15 protein-coding genes are annotated in these 21,473 nt (G+C 69.2%); 11 read left to right on the top strand and 4 right to left on the bottom strand.

Annotation, left to right across the window (positions count from 1 at the left end; translation table 11 throughout):
• The first annotated feature begins 287 nt into the window (after window positions 1–287).
• The 5 genes from EDF50_RS13460 to EDF50_RS13440 all read left to right on the top strand — a co-directional run bounded on the left by EDF50_RS13460 (window position 288) and on the right by EDF50_RS13440 (window position 5,756).
• Window positions 288–575, top strand: coding sequence for a hypothetical protein (locus EDF50_RS13460; RefSeq protein ID WP_148050059.1), 288 nt, complete (start codon window positions 288–290; stop codon window positions 573–575).
• A 2-nt stretch (window positions 576–577) separates the two neighbouring features.
• The gene (locus EDF50_RS13455; protein ID WP_123520031.1) at window positions 578–1,093 is read left to right on the top strand and encodes a response regulator; all 516 of its coding nucleotides are present in this window, start codon (window positions 578–580) and stop codon (window positions 1,091–1,093) included.
• A gap of 468 nt (window positions 1,094–1,561) precedes the next feature.
• Window positions 1,562–3,784 carry an MMPL family transporter gene (locus tag EDF50_RS13450; RefSeq protein WP_123520030.1) on the top strand — a complete coding sequence of 741 codons (2,223 nt, stop codon included), beginning with the start codon at window positions 1,562–1,564 and terminating at the stop codon, window positions 3,782–3,784.
• 101 nt (window positions 3,785–3,885) lie between these two features.
• Complete coding sequence (locus tag EDF50_RS13445) at window positions 3,886–5,064, top strand: sensor histidine kinase (protein WP_233570653.1); 1,179 nt, start codon at window positions 3,886–3,888, stop codon at window positions 5,062–5,064.
• Window positions 5,061–5,756 carry a response regulator transcription factor gene (locus tag EDF50_RS13440; protein ID WP_233569020.1) on the top strand — a complete coding sequence of 232 codons (696 nt, stop codon included), beginning with the start codon at window positions 5,061–5,063 and terminating at the stop codon, window positions 5,754–5,756. Before EDF50_RS13445 ends, EDF50_RS13440 begins: the two co-directional genes overlap by 4 nt.
• A gap of 85 nt (window positions 5,757–5,841) precedes the next feature.
• Here EDF50_RS13440 and EDF50_RS13435 read toward each other — a convergent pair whose 3' ends face one another.
• Entirely contained in the window at window positions 5,842–6,804 is a 963-nt protein-coding gene (locus EDF50_RS13435; protein WP_123520028.1) for a LacI family DNA-binding transcriptional regulator, read from the bottom strand.
• Between the two features lie 128 nt (window positions 6,805–6,932).
• Between EDF50_RS13435 and EDF50_RS13430 the strand changes: the two genes are divergently transcribed.
• From EDF50_RS13430 to EDF50_RS13410, 5 genes are all read left to right on the top strand, one after another.
• Window positions 6,933–9,374, top strand: coding sequence for a glycoside hydrolase family 2 TIM barrel-domain containing protein (locus EDF50_RS13430; RefSeq protein ID WP_123520027.1), 2,442 nt, complete (start codon window positions 6,933–6,935; stop codon window positions 9,372–9,374).
• A gap of 32 nt (window positions 9,375–9,406) precedes the next feature.
• Window positions 9,407–11,893: an alpha-L-rhamnosidase gene (locus tag EDF50_RS13425; RefSeq protein WP_123520164.1), complete on the top strand. Its 2,487-nt coding sequence runs from the start codon at window positions 9,407–9,409 to the stop codon at window positions 11,891–11,893.
• Window positions 11,894–12,063: 170 nt separating this feature from the next.
• A complete protein-coding gene (locus EDF50_RS13420; RefSeq protein WP_123353552.1) occupies window positions 12,064–13,461 on the top strand; it encodes an MFS transporter in 1,398 nt (465 codons plus the stop codon).
• Between the two features lie 27 nt (window positions 13,462–13,488).
• Complete coding sequence (locus EDF50_RS13415) at window positions 13,489–15,492, top strand: hypothetical protein (protein WP_123520163.1); 2,004 nt, start codon at window positions 13,489–13,491, stop codon at window positions 15,490–15,492.
• Window positions 15,489–16,739 (top strand): glycoside hydrolase family 1 protein, encoded by a 1,251-nt coding sequence (locus EDF50_RS13410; protein WP_123520026.1) that lies wholly within the window; start codon window positions 15,489–15,491, stop codon window positions 16,737–16,739. Before EDF50_RS13415 ends, EDF50_RS13410 begins: the two co-directional genes overlap by 4 nt.
• 16 nt (window positions 16,740–16,755) lie before the next feature.
• Here EDF50_RS13410 and EDF50_RS13405 read toward each other — a convergent pair whose 3' ends face one another.
• Together EDF50_RS13405 and EDF50_RS13400 are read right to left on the bottom strand one after the other, a co-directional pair.
• Window positions 16,756–19,062, bottom strand: coding sequence for a glycoside hydrolase family 3 C-terminal domain-containing protein (locus tag EDF50_RS13405; protein WP_123520025.1), 2,307 nt, complete (start codon window positions 19,060–19,062; stop codon window positions 16,756–16,758).
• 50 nt (window positions 19,063–19,112) lie between these two features.
• Window positions 19,113–20,426 carry an MFS transporter gene (locus EDF50_RS13400; RefSeq protein WP_123520024.1) on the bottom strand — a complete coding sequence of 438 codons (1,314 nt, stop codon included), beginning with the start codon at window positions 20,424–20,426 and terminating at the stop codon, window positions 19,113–19,115.
• Window positions 20,427–20,541: 115 nt separating this feature from the next.
• Between EDF50_RS13400 and EDF50_RS13395 the strand changes: the two genes are divergently transcribed.
• The gene (locus tag EDF50_RS13395) at window positions 20,542–21,222 is read left to right on the top strand and encodes a TetR/AcrR family transcriptional regulator C-terminal domain-containing protein (RefSeq protein WP_158612724.1); all 681 of its coding nucleotides are present in this window, start codon (window positions 20,542–20,544) and stop codon (window positions 21,220–21,222) included.
• Window positions 21,223–21,225: 3 nt separating this feature from the next.
• Here EDF50_RS13395 and EDF50_RS16710 read toward each other — a convergent pair whose 3' ends face one another.
• Window positions 21,226–21,372: a hypothetical protein gene (locus tag EDF50_RS16710; RefSeq protein ID WP_158612723.1), complete on the bottom strand. Its 147-nt coding sequence runs from the start codon at window positions 21,370–21,372 to the stop codon at window positions 21,226–21,228.
• Window positions 21,373–21,473 lie beyond the last annotated feature (101 nt).

The raw sequence follows: 21,473 nt of genomic DNA, 5'->3' as shown, positions 1-21,473 counted from the left end.
AGGCATGCGGTGAAACGTCACTCGCCCTCGTCCCGACGACCGGCACGGCTGACGACACGCCAGCCGCAGGGACAACCCCCGTATCGCTGTAGAAGCCGACGCTCGACGAGGGCCGAGCGTCGTCGCTGCCGCAGGGCGAGGGATCCCGTGCCCGAGGCGTCCGACACCGAGCTCGAGACGTACTCCGAACGGAGTACGTGTTCCTGGTCTCATGGCACGACGCGGAGGCGAGCCAAGTCCGCGAACCTTGGACGAACCAGAAGCCGCAGCCACTCGAGGAGACATCGATGACCACCATCAGCCACACGTCCGCCTACTTCGCCCCCGTCGCAGCCCGCACCGCGGCTCAGCAGATCACGACCACCCCTCGCCGAGCCCGCCGCGACCGCTGGCGCATCATGCGGACTGCGCTGACCCCGGCACGCTGGGCCCTGATCGTCGTCTGGGTCCTCTCGCTCGTCGTCGGTCACGTGGTCTACGCGATCGGCCTGGCGGTGCTCGCTCTCGTTGCCGCCATGACGAATCAGCCCAGCCAGGTGCACTCGACTGCGTCCGGCGAGCGAACGGCTTCCTGACGATGATCGCCGAACACGGTGATCTGATGGCACGTGTGTCGGTTCCCAGCGGAGACCGACTTCGTGAGTCTGGGTGGGGCACGCGTGCTCTGCGCATCCTCGTCGTCGATGAAGAAGAACCGATCACGCGCCTGCTGGAGATCGCGCTGCAGCTCGAGGGCTGGTCGGTCGAGTCGGCTGCGTCCGTAGAGTCGGCCATCGCGATGCTCGAGGAGCAGCGTCCTGACGCTGTCGTGCTCGACATGATGCTGCCGGACGGGAGTGGCGTCGAGGTCGTCCTCGAGATGCGTCGACAGGGGCTTGAAACCCCCGTGGTGTTCCTCACTGGTCGGTCCGACCTCGACGATCGTCTCGATGCATTCGGGGCCGGTGCTGACGACTACATCACCAAACCATTTGCGCTCGAGGGCGTCGTCGACAAGCTTCGCGGCCTGTTCCGGAGTCAGGGCAGGGCAGGTGCCTCGACGATCGGCAAAGACTCGTCAACAGGCTGGCGGAAGAGGGAGGGGACTTCGTGACGCCCAGGTCGCTGTGGGGGCTTGCCTCGAGCTGCCGCGACGGGGTGGGAGCAGACCAATGGTCCGTGCGCATCGAGGGACCAGAGCTCGTTCTGGTCGCGGCGATCTGATGGCCCCCGTCAGTCATTCTCCAGGTACCGACGGCAGGCCTGCACCGCATGTGGACGCCACCGGGGAAACGCCGACCGAGCCGATCGACATGATCCAGCTCCTTGCCGAGTGACGGCCGCTCTCCGCTTCGAGCACGGGCGATGGCCCGACACCACGAGCCTCCACCGCGCCGGTGGGGGCTCTTGATGTTTCGAGGGGCGGGACGGCTCCATCCGCCAGCGCCAGGACCTACTCCATCTGGAGTACACGGGTCGATCCCGACAGACGACGGCCGGGTCATCGGATCGAGAAACGATGGGGTCATCCCGGGGTGAGCAGACCCTGGCCCCCCACCTCTCTCGCTCTCAAGGAGTCCGCATGTCCCTGTTCCTCTCCCGGATCGGGCGCTTCAGCGCCCGGCACCGGTTCATCGTCACCGGCATCTGGCTGGTCTTGTTCGCCGCTCTGATCGGAGCGTTCGCCATCGGTTCGACTCGCGACAAGCCGGAGGCAGCGGCACAGACAGCATCATCGTCGACCGCGGCCTCGGAGACCCTCGACCGGCTCGCGACCGAGTTCCCCTCCATGGGTGGCGCGCAGGACCCTGCGGCGGACTCGCTGCAGCTGGTGTTCGAGGCACCCGCCGGCAGTTCCGTCGCCGACCCTGCCACCTCGGCCGTCGTCACCGACACCCTCTCCGACGCCGCGAAGCTGCCCGGTGTCGCTGCGGTCACGAACCCCCTGGACCCCGCTGCGCCGTACATCTCCTCCGACGGTTCCGTCGCCGTCGCGACCCTGTCCTATGGGGGCCTCGGCGACACCGCCGACAAGGAGGCCGACTACGCCGCCGCGCTCGACCTGCAGGAGTCGGCCACCGGCGACGTACGCGTCGAACTCGGCGGCAACCTCCTCGAGACCCAGGCTCCCGAAGCAGGCATCGGCGAGGCCGTCGGCGTGATCGCCGCCCTGCTCGTGCTCGTGCTCACGTTCGGGTCGCTCTTGGCAGCCGGCGCCAACCTGCTCGTCGCGGCCTTCGGTGTCGGTCTCGGCACGGTCGGCATCCTCACCTACGGCGCGTTCTTCCCCATGGGCGACAACACCCTCATCCTCGCTGCCATGCTCGGCCTCGCCGTCGGCATCGACTACAGCCTGTTCATCCTCAGCCGGTTCCGCTCCGAACTGCGCGACGGACGCAACGTCGAGGACGCCGTTGCTCGCTCCGTCGGCACGGCTGGTACCGCGGTCGTCTTCGCCGGGCTCACCGTGATCGTCGCCCTGGTCGGGCTCGTCGTGGTGAACATGCGGGCGATCACCGAGATGGGAGTCGCCGCAGCGGTCGCCGTCGCGATCTCCGTCCTGATCGCCCTGACCCTCCTGCCCGTGCTCATGCGCACCCTCGGACGCCGTGCCCTCCCTCGACGCGAGCGCCACCTCCGTGAGACTGCACGACTCGCGGACGAGCCCGCCCGCCGTGGTTTCCTCGCCGGCTGGGCCCGCACGGTCGTGACGCACCCGGTCCTGGCCGTGGTCGCCGGCGTCGTCGTCCTCGTCGTCGTCGCCCTGCCCACGCTGAGCATGAAGACGGCGTACAACGTGCCCGGCGGCACCGATCCAGAGTCCACCGAACGTGCCGCGTACAACCTGGTCCTCGACGAGTTCGGTGGCGTCCAGAGCCCCCTGATCGTCCTCGCCGAGGGCACGGACATCGCCCAGGACGCCGCAGCCACGGCCGCAGAACTGAGCAGCCTCGACGGGGTCCAGTCAGTCACCCCTGGTCAGATCGCCGACAGCGGCGACGCCGTGATGTACACGGTCATCCCGACGGGCAGCCCGATCGACGACGACACCATCGACCTCGTCTCGGCGATCCGCGACGACACCTCCGTGAGCGGCGTCACCCTCGAGGTGACCGGTGAGGCAGCCATCTACATCGACGAGTCGGCCGCCCTCAACCAGGCCTTGATCAAGTACGTCATCGTGATCGCGGTGCTCTCGCTCGTCCTGCTGACCGTCATGTTCCGCTCGTTGCTGATCCCGATCGTCGCCACCCTGGGCTACCTCCTGTCGCTCCTGGCGTCCTTCGGCGGCAGCGTCGCGGTCTTCCAGTGGGGCTGGCTCGATGCCATCATCCCCGCCCCCCAGGGCGACCCGATGCTCAGCCTGCTGCCCATCCTGCTGGTCGGCGTGCTGTTCGGCCTCGCGATGGACTATCAGGTGTTCCTCGTGTCCCGCATCCAGGAGATGCACTCGAAGGGCATGACCCCGAAGGAGGCGGTGGTAGCCGGGTTCAGCAAGTCGGCCCCCGTTCTCGTGGCGGCTGGCACGATCATGACCGTGGTCTTCGCCGGGTTCGCGTCGAGCACCATGGCGATCGCCGCCTCCATCGCGTTCGGCCTCGTCGTCGGAGTGCTGGCCGACGTGTTCATCGTCCGACTCGTGCTCATGCCGGCAGTGCTCTCTCTGCTCGGAAAGGCCGCGTGGTGGCTCCCGGCCTGGTTGGACCGCATCATCCCGCGTCTCGACATCGAGGGCCACGCCCTCGACGCTCACGACGCGGAGAGCCCGGCCCGCACGCCGGATCGCGAGCTCGTGGACGCCTGACCCCGCTGGCCCAGGGCACGCCGGACCTCTCCACCGAGGCCCGGCGTGCCTCGCGCATGACGACAGATCCGACCGAGACAGGACAGGATGACACCGTGACGATGGACAGTGCTGAGCAGTACCTCCGGCCCGAGCCCTGGTACCGCCGACCTGCGACCCTGGACAGGACCGCGTTCGTCGTGTCGCTGGCCGCCCTGGCGGGAGAGACCGTGCACTTGCTGGGCACGTCCTCAGCGGCTCCCGTGGGCGCCTGGTTCGCGTTCGCGCTCGCGGGGGTCGGGGTCATCGTCGCGCGCCGATCCGCCTGGGCAGGGCTCGTCTTCGTCCTCGGCGGGGCGTTGACCAGCGGTCTCGCCGGGTGGGACCCGATCACCTTGTGGACCATCGCGGTCTTCACCGTGTTCTCCGCCACCGTCCGCGGTGTCTCGGCCGTCAGGAGTGGTCTCGTGACCGCGCTGGTGACCGCACTGTCCGAGGCTCTCGCGCTCTCGTTCCAGATCGCCCAGCCCGAGGTCACGCTGGCGGCCGCGACGTCGATCGCCGGCGCGGCCGCAGGCAGCGCCCTGCTCAGCCAACACCGCTACTGGCGCTCGCTCGAAGAACGCACCAGGGACGCCCTGCTCACGCGTGAGGCCGAGGCCGACCGCCGGGTCGCGGAGGAGAGGCTCCGGATCGCGCGGGACCTGCACGACGTCGTCGGCCACGAGGTCGCCATCGTGAGCATGCACCTCGGCGTCGCCGAGGTCAGCCTGCCCTCGGGGGCGGACGCCGCCCGACGAGCTCTCGCAGACGCACGCATCGGGGTGCAAGCCGTTCTCCGCGAGACGCAGGAGATCCTGTCGCTGCTCCGCGCCTCCGGCCCGTCGTCGGACGACGACACCCGACCGGCTCCCGGCACCGCGGGACTGGAGGCGCTCGTCGCGTCGTTCGAGGGCACGGGCCTCGACGTCCGGGCACGACTGGCATGCCTGCCTCCTGGTCTCGACGCGACCATCGACACCGCCGTGTACCGGATCGTGCAAGAAGCACTGACGAACGCGCTCAAGTACGGCAGGGGCACGGTCGACCTAGACGTCCTCCTGGTGAACGCGACCATCACCATCCGTGCGCGGAACGACCGGCGGACCGACGTCGTCGTCGCCGGGAGGCGTGCCGGGCTGGGCCTGGTGGGCATGACCGAGCGGGCTCGCAGTGCGGGCGGAGATGTGGACGTCGCCGCCGACGAGGCGACCTTCACGGTGACCGTGACCCTGGACATCGACGGAAGGCACGACTCATGATCGACCACCCCATGCCGGGCGGCAGCAAGGCTCCCGTGCGCGTGCTCATCGTCGACGACCAGCTGATGATCCGACTCGGGCTGCGGGGGATGCTCGAGGCGAGCGACGGCACGGAGGTCGTGGCCGACCTGGAGGACGGCCTGCAGGCAGTCGACTACGTCAAGGAGCATCCTGTCGACCTCGTGCTGATGGACATCCGCATGCCGGGCATCGACGGCGTGGAGGCGACCCGACGCATCCGTGCCGACGAGACGACCGCCGATGTCAAGATCCTCGTCCTGACCACGTTCGACAACGACTCCGTCGTCATAGCGGCCCTGCGCGCCGGAGCGAACGGCTTCCTCAGCAAGGGCGTCGGTCCGACGGAGCTGATCGCCGGGATCGTCGACGTCGCCCAGGGCGGCGGCGTGCTGTCGGCCAGGGCATCCGCGGCCCTGATCGAGCAGGTCGCACAGACGGCATCGGCTCCCGTCGACGAGGCTCTTGCAGCGACCTTCGCCCAGTTGACGCCCCGCGAGCGCGACGTCGTGATCGCGGCGGCCTCAGGCCGAGACAACCAACAGATCGCCCAGCAGCTGTTCGTCTCGCCCTTCACCGTCAAGACCCACGTCTCGCGAGCCATGATGAAGGTAGGCGCACGAGACCGGGCCCAACTCGTCGCTCTCACCTACCAAGCCGGGTTGATCCGCTGAGTCGTGGTACGACGAGTCTGTGTCCGAGGATGCCAGCTCTTCGCCGAGGGCTGCGTCTCTGGTGCTGGCCTGGGGTCCGGAGACGTCACGTCGTCCCGCCAGCGATGAGCTCGAGCGAGAGTTCGACCGAGCTGCCCGGAGAGCCGCGCTCGGCCCGGTCGATCGTCGCCAGGATCGACGCCACAGCTCCCCGAGCGGCTGCTGCCATGTCGTACTGGACCGTCGCGAGCGCTGGCTGCGTCAGACGCGACAGGGGCGTGGCGTCCATGCCGATGACGGCGAGGTCGCCGGGGACGGACCAGCCCTGGGACGTCGCGACCGAGAGGAGCGCGGTCGCGACGTCGTCGTTGTAGCACCCCACGGCGACGCCTCGGTCACCGAGGTCGTCGAGGGCTCGAGCCGCCGACCCAGGGTCGATGTCGAGATGGACGATGATCGGCTGGGGCAGTCCCCGAGACACTGCGACCTCGGCGAACGCCGCTTCACGATCGGCACCGAACGGGTCGCGGCGGGCGTCCTCGAGGTGGGCGTAGGCGAGGCGTCGGTGACCGCGAGAGACGAGATGTTCGGCCTGCAGCGTCCCGATCTCCCGGTTCAGCGGGCTGCGACTCGTCGTGCCGGGATCGATGGCGTCGACGCCCCGTGCGGCCAGCAACGCGCGTTCGGCCTCGGAGAAGGAGGTCAGCGACAGCACGGCACGTGGCTGCAGGCTCGAGACGAGGCTGTCGAGCACCTCGGTCGAGGGCGTCGAGAGACGCAGGACCAAGGTGAGGCCGCGACGGGCCAGCTCATCGGTCAGCGACTCGAAGACCGTCTGCAGGTTGCCGCCGAACGTGGTGTCGGGGATGAGCGCGACCACCACGTCGCTCGAGCCCCGAGCCAGGGCTCGGCCGGCAGCCGAAGGGCGGTACCCGAGGTCTGTGACGGCTCGGAGAACGCGGTCGCGCGTCTCTGCGGTGAAGCGAGCGCCTCGCCCGTTGAGGATCTGGCTGACCACCGCTCGCGAGACGCCCGCGTCTCTGGCGACGTCTTCACTGGTGACCGGCACGCCTGCTCCTCCGTCTCGGCTGTGACGATGTTACCGAGAGTTGACAGGCCCGGAGAGCCGTGGTTGAGTCGGTAACGCGCGATACCTCGCGATGACGACGATGTTCTTGGAGGCTCCCCGTGGCTGTCATGGTTCTCAACGACGGCTGGTCGTTCCGGCGCAAGGTCAGTGCGTTCGCCGAACTGGGCGGGGCGGGAGGCGCGTGGACGGACGTGACGCTGCCGCACGACGCGCAGATCGCCACCACCCGCGAACCCGATCTGGCGAACGGGGCCGCGCCCGGCTACTTCGCCGGAGGCGCATGGGAGTACCGCAGGCAGCTCGAGGTGCCGGAAGAGGCTGCGGGCCAGCTGTGGGCTCTCGAGTTCGACGGCGTCCACCGCGATGCCATGGTCTACGTGAACGGTGCCCTGGCCGGACAACACGCGTTCGGCTATTCGCGGTTCGTGGTCCGGATCGACCCCTGGCTCCGACACGGTGAGGTCAACACGATCGCGGTGCACTGCCGCACCCACCAGGACAGTCGTTGGTACACAGGGGCCGGCATCTACCGCGACGTGCGCCTCATCGTCAAGGACGCCGTTCACCTGGCCGTCGACGGTGTCACGGTCACGACGCCCGACGTCGATGCTGATCGCGCCCTGGTCGAGATCGCCGCTGTCGTCGAGAACTCCAGCACGACCACACGCACGGTGCGGCTGTCGTCCTCCCTCGATGAGGCGGGTCTGGCCGAGGTCGCCTCTGACAGCTCTCCGGTGACCCTCCTGCCGGGAGAGCGCGCCACGGTCCGTCACCGGCTTCTCGTGTCCGACCCCGCCCTGTGGAGCGTCGAGCAGCCCTCCCTGTACACCGCGCGCCTGGCTCTGACTGACGGCGATCGTCGCCTCGACGACGAGGTCGTCCCTGTCGGCATCCGCACGCTGCAGGTCGACGCCCGCCGCGGCCTCCGGATCAACGGCGAGCCTCTCGTGCTCCGAGGCGCGTGCATCCACCACGACAACGGGCCTCTCGGTGCGGCGTCCATCGCACGCGCTGAGGAGCGCCGGATCGAGCTCCTCAAGGCAGCCGGCTTCAACGCCGTCCGCAGCGCACACAACCCGATCAGCACCGCCCTCCTCGAGGCCTGCGACCGGCTCGGCATGCTCGTCATGGACGAGACCTTCGACATGTGGACCTCGAGCAAGAGCGACTTCGACTACGCCTCCGACTTCACGCAGTGGTGGGAGCGAGACGTGGAGGCACTCGTGGCCAAGGACCGCAACCACCCGAGCGTCGTGATGTACTCGATCGGGAACGAGATCCCCGAGACCGGGGCGATCAGCGGAGGCGTCTGGAGCAGGCGGCTCGCCGAGAAGGTCCGGTCGCTCGACCCCACCCGCTTCGTCACCAACGGGATCAACGGCTTCGTCTCGGTGCTCGACATGGTGACGGCAGGCATGGCACAGCAGCGCGAGGCGATGGCCTCGGCCGAACCCCAGGCCGGAGGCGGGGTGAACGCCATGATGACCCAGGTCGGCGACATGATGAACCAGATCTCGGCGTCACCACAAGTCAGCGAGCGGACCGAGGAGTCGTTCTCGGTCCTCGACATCGCAGGGATGAACTACGGCGACGGTCGCTACGAGCTCGACGCACAGCGGTTCCCGAACCGCGTCATCGTCGGCAGCGAGACGTTCCCCTCCCGCATCGCCCGCAACTGGGAGCTCGTCGAGCAGCATGAGCACGTCATCGGTGACTTCACCTGGGTGGGCTGGGACTACCTGGGCGAGGCCGGCCTCGGCGGGGTCAGCTACCCCGACGGTGCCACGGCGCACGCCGCGGCCAAGGCGTACCCCTGGCTCGCGGCCTCCAGTGGCGATCTCGACATCACCGGCCACCGGCGCCCCGTCTCGTACTACCGCGAGACCGTGTTCGGTCTCCGGTCCGAGCCGTACGTCGCCGTGCAGCGGCCGGAGCGGCACGGGCAGCCGGTCCAGGGGACGCCGTGGTCGTGGAGCGACGCCCTGCCCAGCTGGAGCTGGGAGGGGCACGAGGGGGCACCCGTCACCATCGAGGTCTACAGCGACGCCGACGAGGTCGAGCTCGTGCTGGACGGAAAGTCGCTCGGCAGGTCGTCGGTCGGTGACGAGCTGGCTTTCCGGGCGACGTTCGAGACCACGTACAGCCCGGGACAGCTGGTCGCCGTCGCCCGGCGTGGCGGCGTCGAGACCGGGAGGACGACCCTGAGGTCGGCCGCGCACGAGCTCCGCCTCCAGGTGACAGCGGACCGGAGCCAGCTGGAGCAGGGCACGACCGACCTCGCGTTCATCGACGTGTCCCTCACCGACGAGAGCGGAGTGCTCCGCCCGCTGGCCGACCGTGAGATCTCCGTCGTCGTGGAGGGAGCGGCTGTGCTCCAGGCGCTCGGCAGTGGCGACCCCGCACCCCATGAGCTGTTCTCGGGCTCGACCCGCGGCACCTACGACGGCCGCGCTCTCGCGATCGTCCGCCCGACCGGCGTCGGCCCCGTCTCCGTCGCCGTGTCCGCAGACGGGTGCGAGCCCGTCGGCCTCACGCTCACCGTCGCTTGACCGACATCCCCGTCACCGCCGAAGGGACCACCATGACCGACACCGGACGCCCCGCATTCATCAGCGCCGCCGAGCCGAGCGAGGAGGGAAGCCCCGCGCCATATTTCCGTCGTGGCTTCGAGGTGGGCGACGGCCTCGTCCGGGCCACGCTCACCGCGACCGCCCTGGGCATCGCAGAGATCTGGGTCAACGGTCGCCGAGTCGGGGATGAGGTCCTCTTCCCCGGCTGGACCTCTTACTCGCACCGCATCGTCGCGCGCACCCACGACGTCACGGACCTGGTGGCCGTGGGCGACAACGCGGTCGGCGCCATCGTCGGTGAGGGCTGGGCCGTCGGCCCCCTGACATGGGAGAACAACCGCCACAACTACGCCGACCGCCCAGCCCTGCACGCGCGACTGGAGCTCGAATACGCCGACCGGACCGACGTCGTCACGACCGATGCGTCCTTCCGCGTCGGCACGGGCGCCGTCCGGTCGAGCGGCATCTACGCGGGCGAGGTGCACGACGCCCGGGCCGAGCCGGTCGGGTGGGCCTCAGCCGGCTTCGACGACTCCTCCTGGGTCCCGGCAGCGGCCTACGACGCCGAGGTCGGACGCGTCGAGGTCGACGGGGCCCCGCCCATCCGTCGCATCGAGGAGCTGACGCCCATCTCGATCACGGAGCGCGCCTCCGGACGTTTCATCGTCGACTTCGGCCAGAACATCTCGGGCTGGGTGCGCCTCACCGTCTCCGGCGACGCGGGGGACACGATCGTGCTGCGGCATGCCGAGCTGCTCACCCCGGAGGGCGACCTCGAGCTCGAGACGCTCCGCAGTGCCGCGGCGACCGACCGCTACACGCTGCGCGGCGGAGGCGAAGAGACCTGGGAGCCCGCATTCACCTTCCATGGCTTCCGGTACGCCGAGGTCGCAGGATGGCCCGGGACGCTCGGCTCCGACGACCTCCGCGCCGTCGTCGTGCACAGCGACATGGAGCGCACTGGCTGGTTCGAGACGTCCGACCCGCTCGTGACGAAGCTGCACGAGAACACGGTGTGGTCGATGCGCGACAACTTCGTGGGCGTCCCGACGGACTGCCCGCAGCGCGACGAGCGCCTCGGCTGGACCGGCGACCTCAACGCCTTCTCGCCGACGGCCACCTATCTCTACGACGTGCGGGGCGTGCTCGGGTCGTGGCTCCAGGACCTCGCAGCCGAGCAGGAGGCGGCGGGCACCGTGCCGTGGAGCGTTCCGGACGTGCTGCCCACCCCCTCCACCGCGACCGCGCTCTGGAGCGACGTCGCGGTGAGCTTGCCGTGGCAGCTCTACCAGGAGTACGGGGACCCTGAGATCCTCCGTTCCAGTTGGACGTCCATGACCTCGTTCATGGGCGAGGTCGAGGCCGCACTCGACGACGACGGGCTCTGGGGCCACGGCTTCCAGTTCGGCGACTGGCTCGACCCCGATGCCCCCTCCGACAACCCTGCCGGCGGCAAGACGGACCGATACCTCGTCGCGCAGGCCTACCTCTGCAGGACCACGCGCGAGCTCGCATCGGCGGCCGAGGTCCTCGGCAAGCGCGACGACGCCCGGCACTACGGCGCGCTCGCCGATCGCGTGCGTACAGCCTTCCGGCGGCACTTCGTGACCGAGGTCGGCCGTGTCGTGAGCGAGTCCGCGACGGGCTACGCGCTCCCCATCATGTTCGGCCTGCTCGACGACGACCAGCGGCAGGTGGCCGGAGACCGGCTGCGCGAGATCGTCACCGCCGTCGGCGGCACCATCTCGACGGGCTTCGCGGGCACGCCCCTCATCACGGACGCGCTGAGCAGCACGGGGCACGTCGACGTCGCCTACGACATGCTCCTGCAGAAGAAGAGCCCGTCCTTCCTCTATCCGGTCACCATGGGAGCGACGACCATCTGGGAGCGCTGGGACTCCGTACTGCCGGACGGCACGATCAACGCCACGGGCATGACGTCGCTGAACCACTACGCTCTCGGGGCCGTCGCCGACTGGCTGCACCGCGTCGTGGGCGGGCTCACCAGGACCTCGCCCGGCTGGGAGACCTTCACGGTCGCCCCTCTGCCCGGAGGTGGGCTCACCTCGGCCAGGACCGCGCACGAGACGGTACGCGGTCGCGCGGAGAGCAACTGGTACGTCGACGGCGAGGAGCTCGTGCTCGACGTGGTCGTGCCCGAGGGCGCGACCGCGACGGTCGTGCCGCCGCTCCACCCGGAGGCGCTCGTGGTGGAGGTGGGCGCGGGCCGTCACTCGTGGCGCTGGCCCCGGCCGGCCGGGTTCGGCGAGGACGTCGTGCTGACGCTCGAGTCACCCGTCAAGGACGTCATGAAGGACGACACGGCGTGGGCGGCCGTCTTGGACGTGCTCCGCACCTACTTCCCGGGGGTTCCTGTGGAGGCGGCGGGGAGCCAGCTCGGCGACGCCCCTCTCGGGATGCTCGCACAGCGCCATCCCTCGGCCTCCGAGGACATGGCACGCGACCTGCTCGCCGCCCTCGCGACCGGCACCTCATGACCAGCTGATCTGTCGAGCGAGGGGATCGAATGGACGACGGCCCTCGTCTAGGGCCCTCGACCAGATCTCCGCTGAAACGATTCATTCTTACCATTGACGCACGCCTCGCGGTGTGATTTCCTCTTGGTTACGCGCGTTACCCACCCGCACTCGAACAATGGAGTTCCGTCATGACCGACGCACCCGGCAAGCACCCCGCCCCTCGTCCGGCGACGGACCATCCCGTTCCCGAGTTGCCGCTCTCGGCAGCAGGGAACCTCGAGATCGGCGCCGAGCAGATCAGTGAGGGCCTCCGCGAGTCCGGTGAGAGCGAACGGCCGAAGTTCCGGAAGGGCTATCTCGCTCTCCTCTTCTTGGCGCAGTTCACCCTCTACCTGGCATTCGTCGCCCCGATCGCTTACTCGCTGGCCGTTCGCATCGACCAGATCGCGCCGGACTCCCGCAACTCGCTCCTCGCGCTCGCCGCGGGCATTCCCGGCATCCTGGTGGTCGTCCTGATGCCGCTCGTCGGCATGCTCAGCGACCGGACGCGGTCCCGCTTCGGCCGGCGACGCCCCTGGCTGGTGGGAGGTGTGCTCCTCGGACTCATCGGGTCGATCGCGATCGGATTCACCGACACTCCCTTCGCGCTCATCGCCGGCTGGTCGATCGCCTACGTCGGCTACTCCACCTCGGCAGCCATGATCGTCAACCACCTCGCAGACAAGCTGCCCGAGCAGCAGCGTGGACGCGTCACGGGCATCATCGGGGCCATCAACCAGATCGCGCCGTTGTTCGGCGTCGTCCTCGGCGGAGTCCTCGCCAGCACCGGAGCCGGCCTCTTCCTGTATCCCGGAATCATCGCCTTCGTCGGCATGACGATCTTCGCCATCGCGATGCGGGACCCCCGCGTGACTGCGCCTCGTGTGACCTCGAGCCCGAAGCAGATCCTCCGGGGGTTCTACTTCAACCCGAAGCGCTACCCCAACTTGGCGTGGGTGTTCCTCAGCCGGGCCTTCGTCTTCCTCGCGCTGTCCTTCTCGCTCTACAACGTCTACCTCCTCCAAGATCGGCTCGGTCTGAGCCCCGCCGAGGTGGCGCAGCTCGTCTCGCTCTCCGGCATCCTGAGCATCGTCGGCGGCATCGGCGGCGCCATGGGGTCCGGGTGGCTCTCGGACAAGCTCAAGACGCGGAAGCCCTTCCTCCTCGTCAGCGGCATCGTCATCGGGATCGGTCTCGTCGGGACAGGTACGACAGCCAGCATCCCGCAGTACGTCGTCGCGAGCCTCCTCACCGCGTTCGGCATCGGTGTCTACGGTGCCGTCGATCAGGCCCTGGCTCTCGACGTGCTGCCCAAGGACGAGGACGAGAACGGGCGCTACCTCTCGCTCCTGCAGTTGGCGAGCTCGATCCCTCAGGCCGCTGGAGCGTTTCTGGCGGGTGGCATCCTGGCGCTCTTCAGCGGCGAGTACACCGCAGTGTTCATCGCAGGAGCGATCTGTGCCGTCCTCGGCGCCCTGGCCATCTTGCCCATCAGCGTGGGGCGGCGGGCCGAGCTCTCGACCACGAGCGTCACCGTTCCTCGCTGAAACGTGGCAGACGTGGCAGACGATCGGATGAGTGACGTGACTGAGCAGGCCGACGAATTCGCCGAGCCCTTCGTCGACGTCGATGAGTGGCGTGAACGCCCTGCGCCTCATCGTTACGTCCACGGGGGATTCGTGGGCACCGACACCCGGTTCTCGTTCCACCTGCCTCCGGCCGAGCAGTACGAGGGTCGTTTCTTCCAGTACATCACCCCGGTCCCCGACAGCGAGCACTTCTCCGAGGGTCTGACGGGGGAGGAGGACAAGATCTCGTTCGCCCTCGAGAGCGGTGGTTGCTTCGTCGAGACGAACGGCGGCGGACAAGCGTCGGGCGACCCGTTCTCCGGCGCCGACCCCACCATCGCCGCCTATCGCGCGAACGCGGCAGCGGCGAAGCACGCGCGCGTCGTCGCGTCGGAGATGTACGGCGAACATCGCGCCTGGGGCTTTGCGTTCGGAGGCAGCGGCGGCGCGTTCCGCACGATCGGCGGAGCTGAGAACACGACGGGTGTCTGGGACGGTGTCGTGCCGTTCGTGATCGGCTCGCCGTTGTCGATCCCCAACTGCTTCACGGCGCGCATGCACGCGCTGCGCGTGCTTCGGGGTCGATGGGGAGGCATCGTCGACGCCCTGGACGCCGGAGGCAGCGGCGACCCGTACGTCGATCTCGACGCCGAGCAGGCCGACGCCCTCCGGGAGGTCACCAGCATGGGCTTCCCGCCGCGTTCCTGGTTCGGCCACGCGACGATGGGCATGCACGCCCTGGCCGTCCTGTATCCCGGGCTCCGCGCGGTCGACCCCGGGTACTTCGACGACTTCTGGACCGTCCCCGGCTACCTGGGCGCCGACTCCGGCAGCTCCGTGCACCGCGATCGCGTTCAGCTCCCGACGCGGATCACCGGTCTGCTCACCGCAGGGGACCTCGCTGGTGCCGGAGTCGGCGATGTCCCGCACCCGGGCGAGTCGACGGGTGCCGCCGACGACGCCTGGTTGGGTCTCGGTGCTGGAGGGGCCACCGTGGCCGTCCGTCTCGCCGACGTCCCCGAGGTCGACCCGCAGGCCGCCGAGCTCATCGTCACCACCGGTGCATCGGCGGGGTCCCGCCTCGTCGTGCTCCAGCTCGTCGGCGACGTGGCCGTCTTCGGGCCGCTGGACCCTCGAGAGGCTGCCGCACTCGGGGAGGGCGACGAGGTCCTACTCGACAACAGCGGGTTCCTCGCGGTCCAGACCTACCACCGCCATCAGGTGCCCGGCCCTGAGTTCACCGTGTGGGACCAGTTCCGTGACGAGAAGGGTCGACCGCGGTACCCTCAGCGCCCGATGCTCGTGGGTCCGATGTTCGCCGCCGGAGCCGCGGGCACGGTGCAGACAGGACGATTCGGCGGTCGCATGATCGTGGTCGAGTCGTTGCTCGACCGGGAGGCGTACCCGTGGCAGGCGGACTGGTACCGATCTCAGGTCGAGGCACACCTCGGACACTCCGTCGACGACCGCTTCCGGTTGTGGATGATCGACCATGCGCTGCACGGCGACTTCACTGACCAGGAGCACCCCAGTCGAACGGTCAGCTACCTCGGCGTCGTGCACCAGGCACTTCGCGACCTGAGCGCGTGGGTCGAGCGGGGGATCGAACCCCCGGCGACGACACGCTACGAGATCGTCGACGGCCAGGTCGTAGTACCCGACACGGCCGAACAGCGGCGGGGTGTCCAGCCCCTCGTCCACCTCACCGCTGACGGGTCGGAGCACGCCGAGGTGAGCGTTGGGCAGGAGATCGTGCTGCGAGCCGAGGCCACGACCCCCGGCACGGGCACGATCGTCGCGATCGAGTGGGGCGAGGAGGCGCGGGGCATCGTCACAGCGCAGCCGGACATCGCCTCGGGCCCCGCCGTCGAGGTCGAGCGCCGTGTCTCATTCGCCTCTGCCGGGACGTACTTCCCGACCGTGCGCGTCACGGCACATCGTGACGGCAACCGGGACGACCGTTTCGCGAGGTTGCAGAACCTCGCTCGAGTGAGGGTGACCGTTCGATGACCGCATTCCCCGACGACTTCCTCTGGGGCGCCTCCTCGGCTCCCCACCAGAACGAGGGAAACAACACGAACAGCGACATGTGGGCCCTCGAGCAGCTGCCCGGATCATCGTTCGCCGAGCGCAGCGGCGACGGGCTCGATTTCTACCATCGGTGGAGAGAGGACATCGACCTGCTGAAGTCCTTGGGCTTGTCCGCGTTCCGCTTCGGGATCGAATGGGCCCGGGTCGAACCCGTCAGGGGCCATGTCGCGAGAGCTGAGCTCGGGCACTACCGGCGCATCATCGAGTACTGCCTCGAGGTCGGTGTCGAGCCGGTCGTGACGTTGCACCACTTCTCGAGCCCACTCTGGTTCGTACAGGCGGGCGGGTGGGCATCAGAGGAGGCCGTCGACCGGTTCGGGGACTACGTCACGGCGGTCGCGCCCATCCTCGACGGGGTCACCTGGGTCGCGACGATCAACGAGCCGAACATGTTCGCCGTCATGCACCAGATGAGCACGCCGCTGCAGTACGACGATCCTCAGGCGGTGCTGGCCCGCATGCGCGAAGCGGCGTCACCCGTGAGCGGGGAAGCCGGCATCAACGCCTTCACCATGCCAGAGCCGAAGCCGGCAGCGACGGCAGTCATGATCCGAGCCCATGAGCGAGCCCGGGAGATCCTGCACGACCTCACGTCGGTCGAGGTGGGTTGGACCATCGCCGTGCAGGGCCTCGTGGCTCGATCTGGCCATGAGGAGGATCTCGCCCGGTACCGACACACGTGGGAGGGCGCCTATCTCGAGGTCAGCCGAGAGGACGACTGGGTGGGGGTCCAGTCGTACACAAGTCAACTCGTCGGCCCGGACGGACTCGAAGGGGCTCCCGACGGGGCGGAACTGACGCAGGTCGGCTGGGCGTACCGCCCTGACGCCCTGGAGATGGCCCTCCGGCAGACGTGGCAGGCCACCGGCGGCACCCCCATGCTCATCACGGAGAACGGCATCGCCACGACCGACGACGCCCGCCGGATCGACTACACGACGGGCGCCCTCGAGGGAGTCGCCAGCGCCATCGCGGACGGGCTGGACGTGAGGGGCTACCTGCACTGGACCTTCGTCGACAACTTCGAATGGGTGCACGGGTACGACGTCACCTTCGGTCTCGTCGCCGTCGACCTCGTCACCTTCGACAGGACCCCTAAGCCCAGTGCCCGGTGGCTGGGACGCGTAGCTCGGGCCAACGCCCTCCCCGCTGTCGCGGGGTCCTAGATTCGCTGTTGCGTCCTCAGCTGGATCCAGTCGTGACCCTGCCTGAGTTCGCCTCCTCGAGGATCGCCTCTGCCTGCTCTCGTGTCATCCGGTCCCCCAGAGATGACACGAAGCGGCCGACGGGCGTGGAACCGATCATGCGGACGATGTCGAAGCCTCCGGTGTCGGAGGAGCGTGCGTCACTCTCAGGAGCGGGGAACATCGCTGCGAGCACAGTTCCGAACACTTGTCCGGCGACGGGGTCGGCGAGCACCTCCGCCAGGGACGACGAGAGGGTCAGGGGGCGGCTGACGTCGTCCCCCACCACTCGCACTGCGACCGTGACGCGCAGGTCTCGGCTCGAGGAGCCCACGGACACCGTGTAATCGCCGCCCTCGACGCGCCAGCCGTCGATGCCGACGTCCCAGAAGGCGAGGTCCTGTCGGCCGATGGTCATGGTCACATCGGCGCTCTCGCCCGCGTCCAGCTCGACGGGGCTGAAGGCCATCAGTTCGCGCGGAGCCCTCGGCACGGTCGACGTCGAGAGGCCGACGTATGCCTGGACGATCTCGCGACCCGCCCGAGTGCCCGTGTTCACGACCGTGAGGTCGAGGTCGAGGTCGCCGCTGGCTGTGGTGGTGACGCGCAGGCCGGAGTAGCCGAACGTCGTGTAGGAGAGGCCGTGGCCGAACGGGAACGTCACGGCCAACCCGCGCGCGTCGTACCCCCGGTAGCCGACGAAGATCCCTTCGCCGTAGCGGACGTGCAGGGCCGTCCCCGGGAAGTCGAGATACGAGGGGGCATCCTCCAGTCGTTCCGGCACGGTCTCAGCGATCCGACCTGAGGGGTTGACCGCGCCCGTCAGGACATCCGCGACGGCGCCACCGGCCGCCTGGCCCAGGAGCGACGCGTCGACGATCGCGGCGGCGAACGGCACGACGGGGGCGAGGCGCACGAGACCGCCGTGCATCACGACGGCCACGGTGCGCGGCTGGACCGCGGCGACGTCACGCACGAGCGCGACGTGCTCGTCGGACAGCTCGATGTGGTCCCGGTCGAAGCCCTCTGCCTCCTCGGCACCGGTCGGACCGATGAACACGACGGCGACGTCGGCGTCCCGGGCAGCTTCGAGGCCCCGTGTGCGAGCCGCGGCACCGTTCCCGTCGGCCTCAGCGACGGTGGTCCGCTCCACGACGATGTGGGCGTCGGGAAGCGCGGAAGCGAGCTCGTCGGCAGGGACGTCGACCCGCGTGGCCCAGACGTGCGAGCTGCCGCCCGCCTGGAAACGAGGCTCCACGGCGAAGTCTCCGAGCAGGGCCACGCGCGCGTCCGGTCGGAGCGGCAGCGTCCCCTGGTCGTTCTTCAACAACACGATGGAGCGACCGGCGATCTCACGTGCGAGGGCGTGGTGCTCAGCCTGGTCCCAGACGGTGTCCGGGCGGGCGGCGGTCGCTGCGGTCGCCGCGAGTCGCGCCACCCGACCGGCGGCATCCTCGAGGTCCGCGGCCGTGAGTTCGCCGTGTTCGACTGCGGACCGCACCAGGGCCTCCTGACGGCCGCTCCCCGCGGGCATGTCCAGGTCCAGGCCCGCCCGGATCGAGACGACGCGGTCGTCAACGGCACCCCAATCGCTGATGACCGCTCCCTCGAACTGCCACTCTTCTCGGAGGACTCGCGTGAGGAGCCACCGGTTCTCGCTGTTGGGAACGCCGTTGAGACGGTTGTAAGAGCACATGACGGACCACGGCCGCGCCTCCTGCACGACCCTCTGGAAGGCTCGGAGGTAGATCTCGCGCAGGGGTCGCGGGTCGACGTCGGAGCTGGACCGGAAGCGTTCGTGCTCGGCGTTGTTGGCGGCGAAGTGCTTCAACGACGCTCCCACCCCGCGGCTCTGCAGCCCCTGCACGTAGCTCGTCGCCAGGACGCCCGTGAGCAGCGGGTCTTCGGAGAAGTACTCGAAGTTGCGACCCGCACGAGGGTCGCGCTTGATGTTGATGCCGGGACCCAGCAAGACTCCCACCCCGGCGGCCTGTGCCTCGGTTCCGAGGGCCTCGCCCAGCCGCCGGACGAGCGCGGAGTCCCACGTCTGCGCGACCGCGACGGGGAGGGGGAAAGCCGTCGCGGGGATGCTGGGTCGGAGCCCGAGGTGGTCCGCGCCGGCGTCCAGGTCTTGCATGCGGAGGCCGGCAGGCCCGTCGACGAGGGTGACGGAGGGCACGTCGCCGACGGCGTGAGTGGAAAGGAAGTCGGCCCCGCCGGTGAGGGAGACCTGCTGTTCCAGGGTGAGGTCGCCAACGAGGGCAGCGTCCGGGCGGCCGGCGGAGCTGTCAGCAGCGGGCGTCATGGGATGTCCTGTCTCGGAGAGCGGGGGGCCGGGGAAGAACACGGGCGAGGTCAACGGACGCGTCGGACGAACAGGACCGAGACGGCCCCGAGCACCGAGAAGAGGGCCATCGCTACGAAGAGCGGCGGGTAGCCGAGGTTTGCGATCACGATGCCGCCGAGGAGCGGCGTGATGACCTGGGGCGCACCTTGGGTCACGCTCATGATCCCTAGGTCGCGGCCGGCGTTCTCGATGTCGGGGATGACCCGGGTGATGAGCACTTGGTCGACCGAGAGGTAGGCGCCGAAGCCGAAGCCCACGATGCTCATGCCGACGAGCAGCCCCGTGAAGGTGGGGACGAACAGGGGGACGAGTGCTCCGGGTACGAACAGGAGCGATGCTGCGACGACGAACACCTTGACGCGTCCGACCTTGTCGGCGATCACGCCGCCGAGGAGGGCCGCGATCATGGTGAAGACGATGCCGGTGCCGCTCACCTGGACGATGGCTGCTGCCGCTGCCGTCGTGCTGCCGTCACCGACCCCGATGAAGTCACGGAGGACGTAGAGCAGCATGCCGGTGCCCATGAAGTAGCCGAAGAAGGTACAGAAGCGGCCCAGGAACGTCCACCAGTAGTCGGCCTGGGTGCGGAAGCTGGGCAGGCGGGCGGCACCTGCGCCGCGACCGGAAGAGCGCGCCGACGAGGGGAGGTCGCGAGTGAAGAAGGCGAAGGTCCCTCCGAGGACGACCAACTGAACGGCGATCGCCACGTAAGCGACAACTGGAGACGCTGTCAGCCCGGCGACGGCGACACCGATGAAGGTGCCGGCCAGCCCCGAGAAGCCGCTGATGCCAGACATCGTCCCGCGGACCCGAACCGGCACCCGTTCCGGCAGGACCGCCGTCATCATCGCCTGGTATCCGTTCAGCGGCCAGATCGCGATGGCCCAGACGATGCCCAGCACGAGGGTGGACGGCGACAGCCCGGTGACGACCAAGCCTGCTGCCCCGAGGACAGCGAAGGTGAGCACCCAGAAATTGCGGCGGCCCAGGAACGGGGCGCGGGCGCGGTCGGAGAGGAGACCGAGGAGCGGCGCGGCGACCAGACCGAACACGGCGGCGATGCTCACGACGACCCCGAGCGTGCCGGCATCGTCGGAGCTGCCGCCGCTGAAGGCCGACACCTGCCGGGCGAGCAGCACCTGGAGGGCCGCGCCGAAGGCCACTGCCAGGCTCAGCGTCGCCAGCGGGTAGAGCACCCAGAGCCGCCTCGGCATGGTCGGCGGCCCCGAGTCCGGCTCGAGCGCCGCCGCGCCGACGGAGAACGGGTCGGCGGGAGCACCGACCAAGGGCGTGCGGTTCGCTGCAGGAACGTCTTCGGTCATGTCGTCTTCTCCGTCGAAGGTAGAGGCTGCCTCGGGCTGGCGGACTCCGATAATTCAAGTGCATGAGAAAATAACTCAGGCAGGACGATACAGTCAAGTCCGAATGGGAGGTGCCATGTCGACGGAGTACACAGCGCGGCGCCGAGGTCGCCCGCCTCGCATCGATCGCGAGCAGATCCTCGCGGTCGCCCGGCACATGGATCCCGAGGTGCTGACGATGCGCGCCGTCGCCGGGGCGCTCGGGGTCGACCCGTCGGCCCTCAACTACCACGTCGTCGACCGCGAGGGGCTGCTCGATCTCCTGGCGGCCGACAGGCTACGGGTGGTCATGTCGGGGCTGTCCCTGCCCTCGGACGCCGACTGGGAGATCACGTGTCGCGCCTACGCGGACCAGGCGAGGGCAGGGATCCTGCGAGCCGGGACCCTCAGCTTCCGGCTTCGCCTCCCCGCCCTCGGAGGGGTGCAGACGTTCGAGGCCGTCGAGACGGTCTTGCAGCGCCTCTCCGCGGCAGGGCTCTCGACAACCGCCTCTGGACGGATCCTCCTGCTCCTGAACCAGGTCGTCTTCGCCTCTGCGCGCGACGCGGCGCTCGGCGTCCAGTCGAAGGACTCCGACACGGGATCCCCGGACCTCGCCCGACTGCTCGACGACCTGCCGACGGACGGCCTCGCGCTGTCGAGGCAGGCCCTGGCCACGTGGGACCCGGCCTCCGACGAACAGTTCCAGTTCGGCGTCGACATCGTCGTCGACGGTGTGGCGCAGGCGATCCGACGAGCCGCGACCCGAGGCGCGTGACCGTCAGGTCATGTGCGGCAGAGGAGAAGGAGGCCGTCCTTCGCGCTCGACCAGTCGGGTGCCGTGAGCGCTGCGCCGAGCAGGTGATTCGTCGGCGATGATCACGCTGACGACCAGCGCGCCGAAGGAACTCCGGACCTGGAGTGCCACGATGGGTGCCTCGACGAGGAGGATGCCGACGACGACGACGACGAGGAGGCACCCGGTCCCCGCCGCAGCAGCTCGCTCATGCTGGTGGAGGCGACGACGTA

This window comes from Frigoribacterium sp. PhB24, assembly GCF_003755185.1.
Taxonomy (GTDB): Bacteria; Actinomycetota; Actinomycetes; order Actinomycetales; family Microbacteriaceae; genus Frigoribacterium.
Note: the sequence above shows the minus strand (reverse complement) of the source record. Positions and strands in the feature narration are given on the sequence as shown.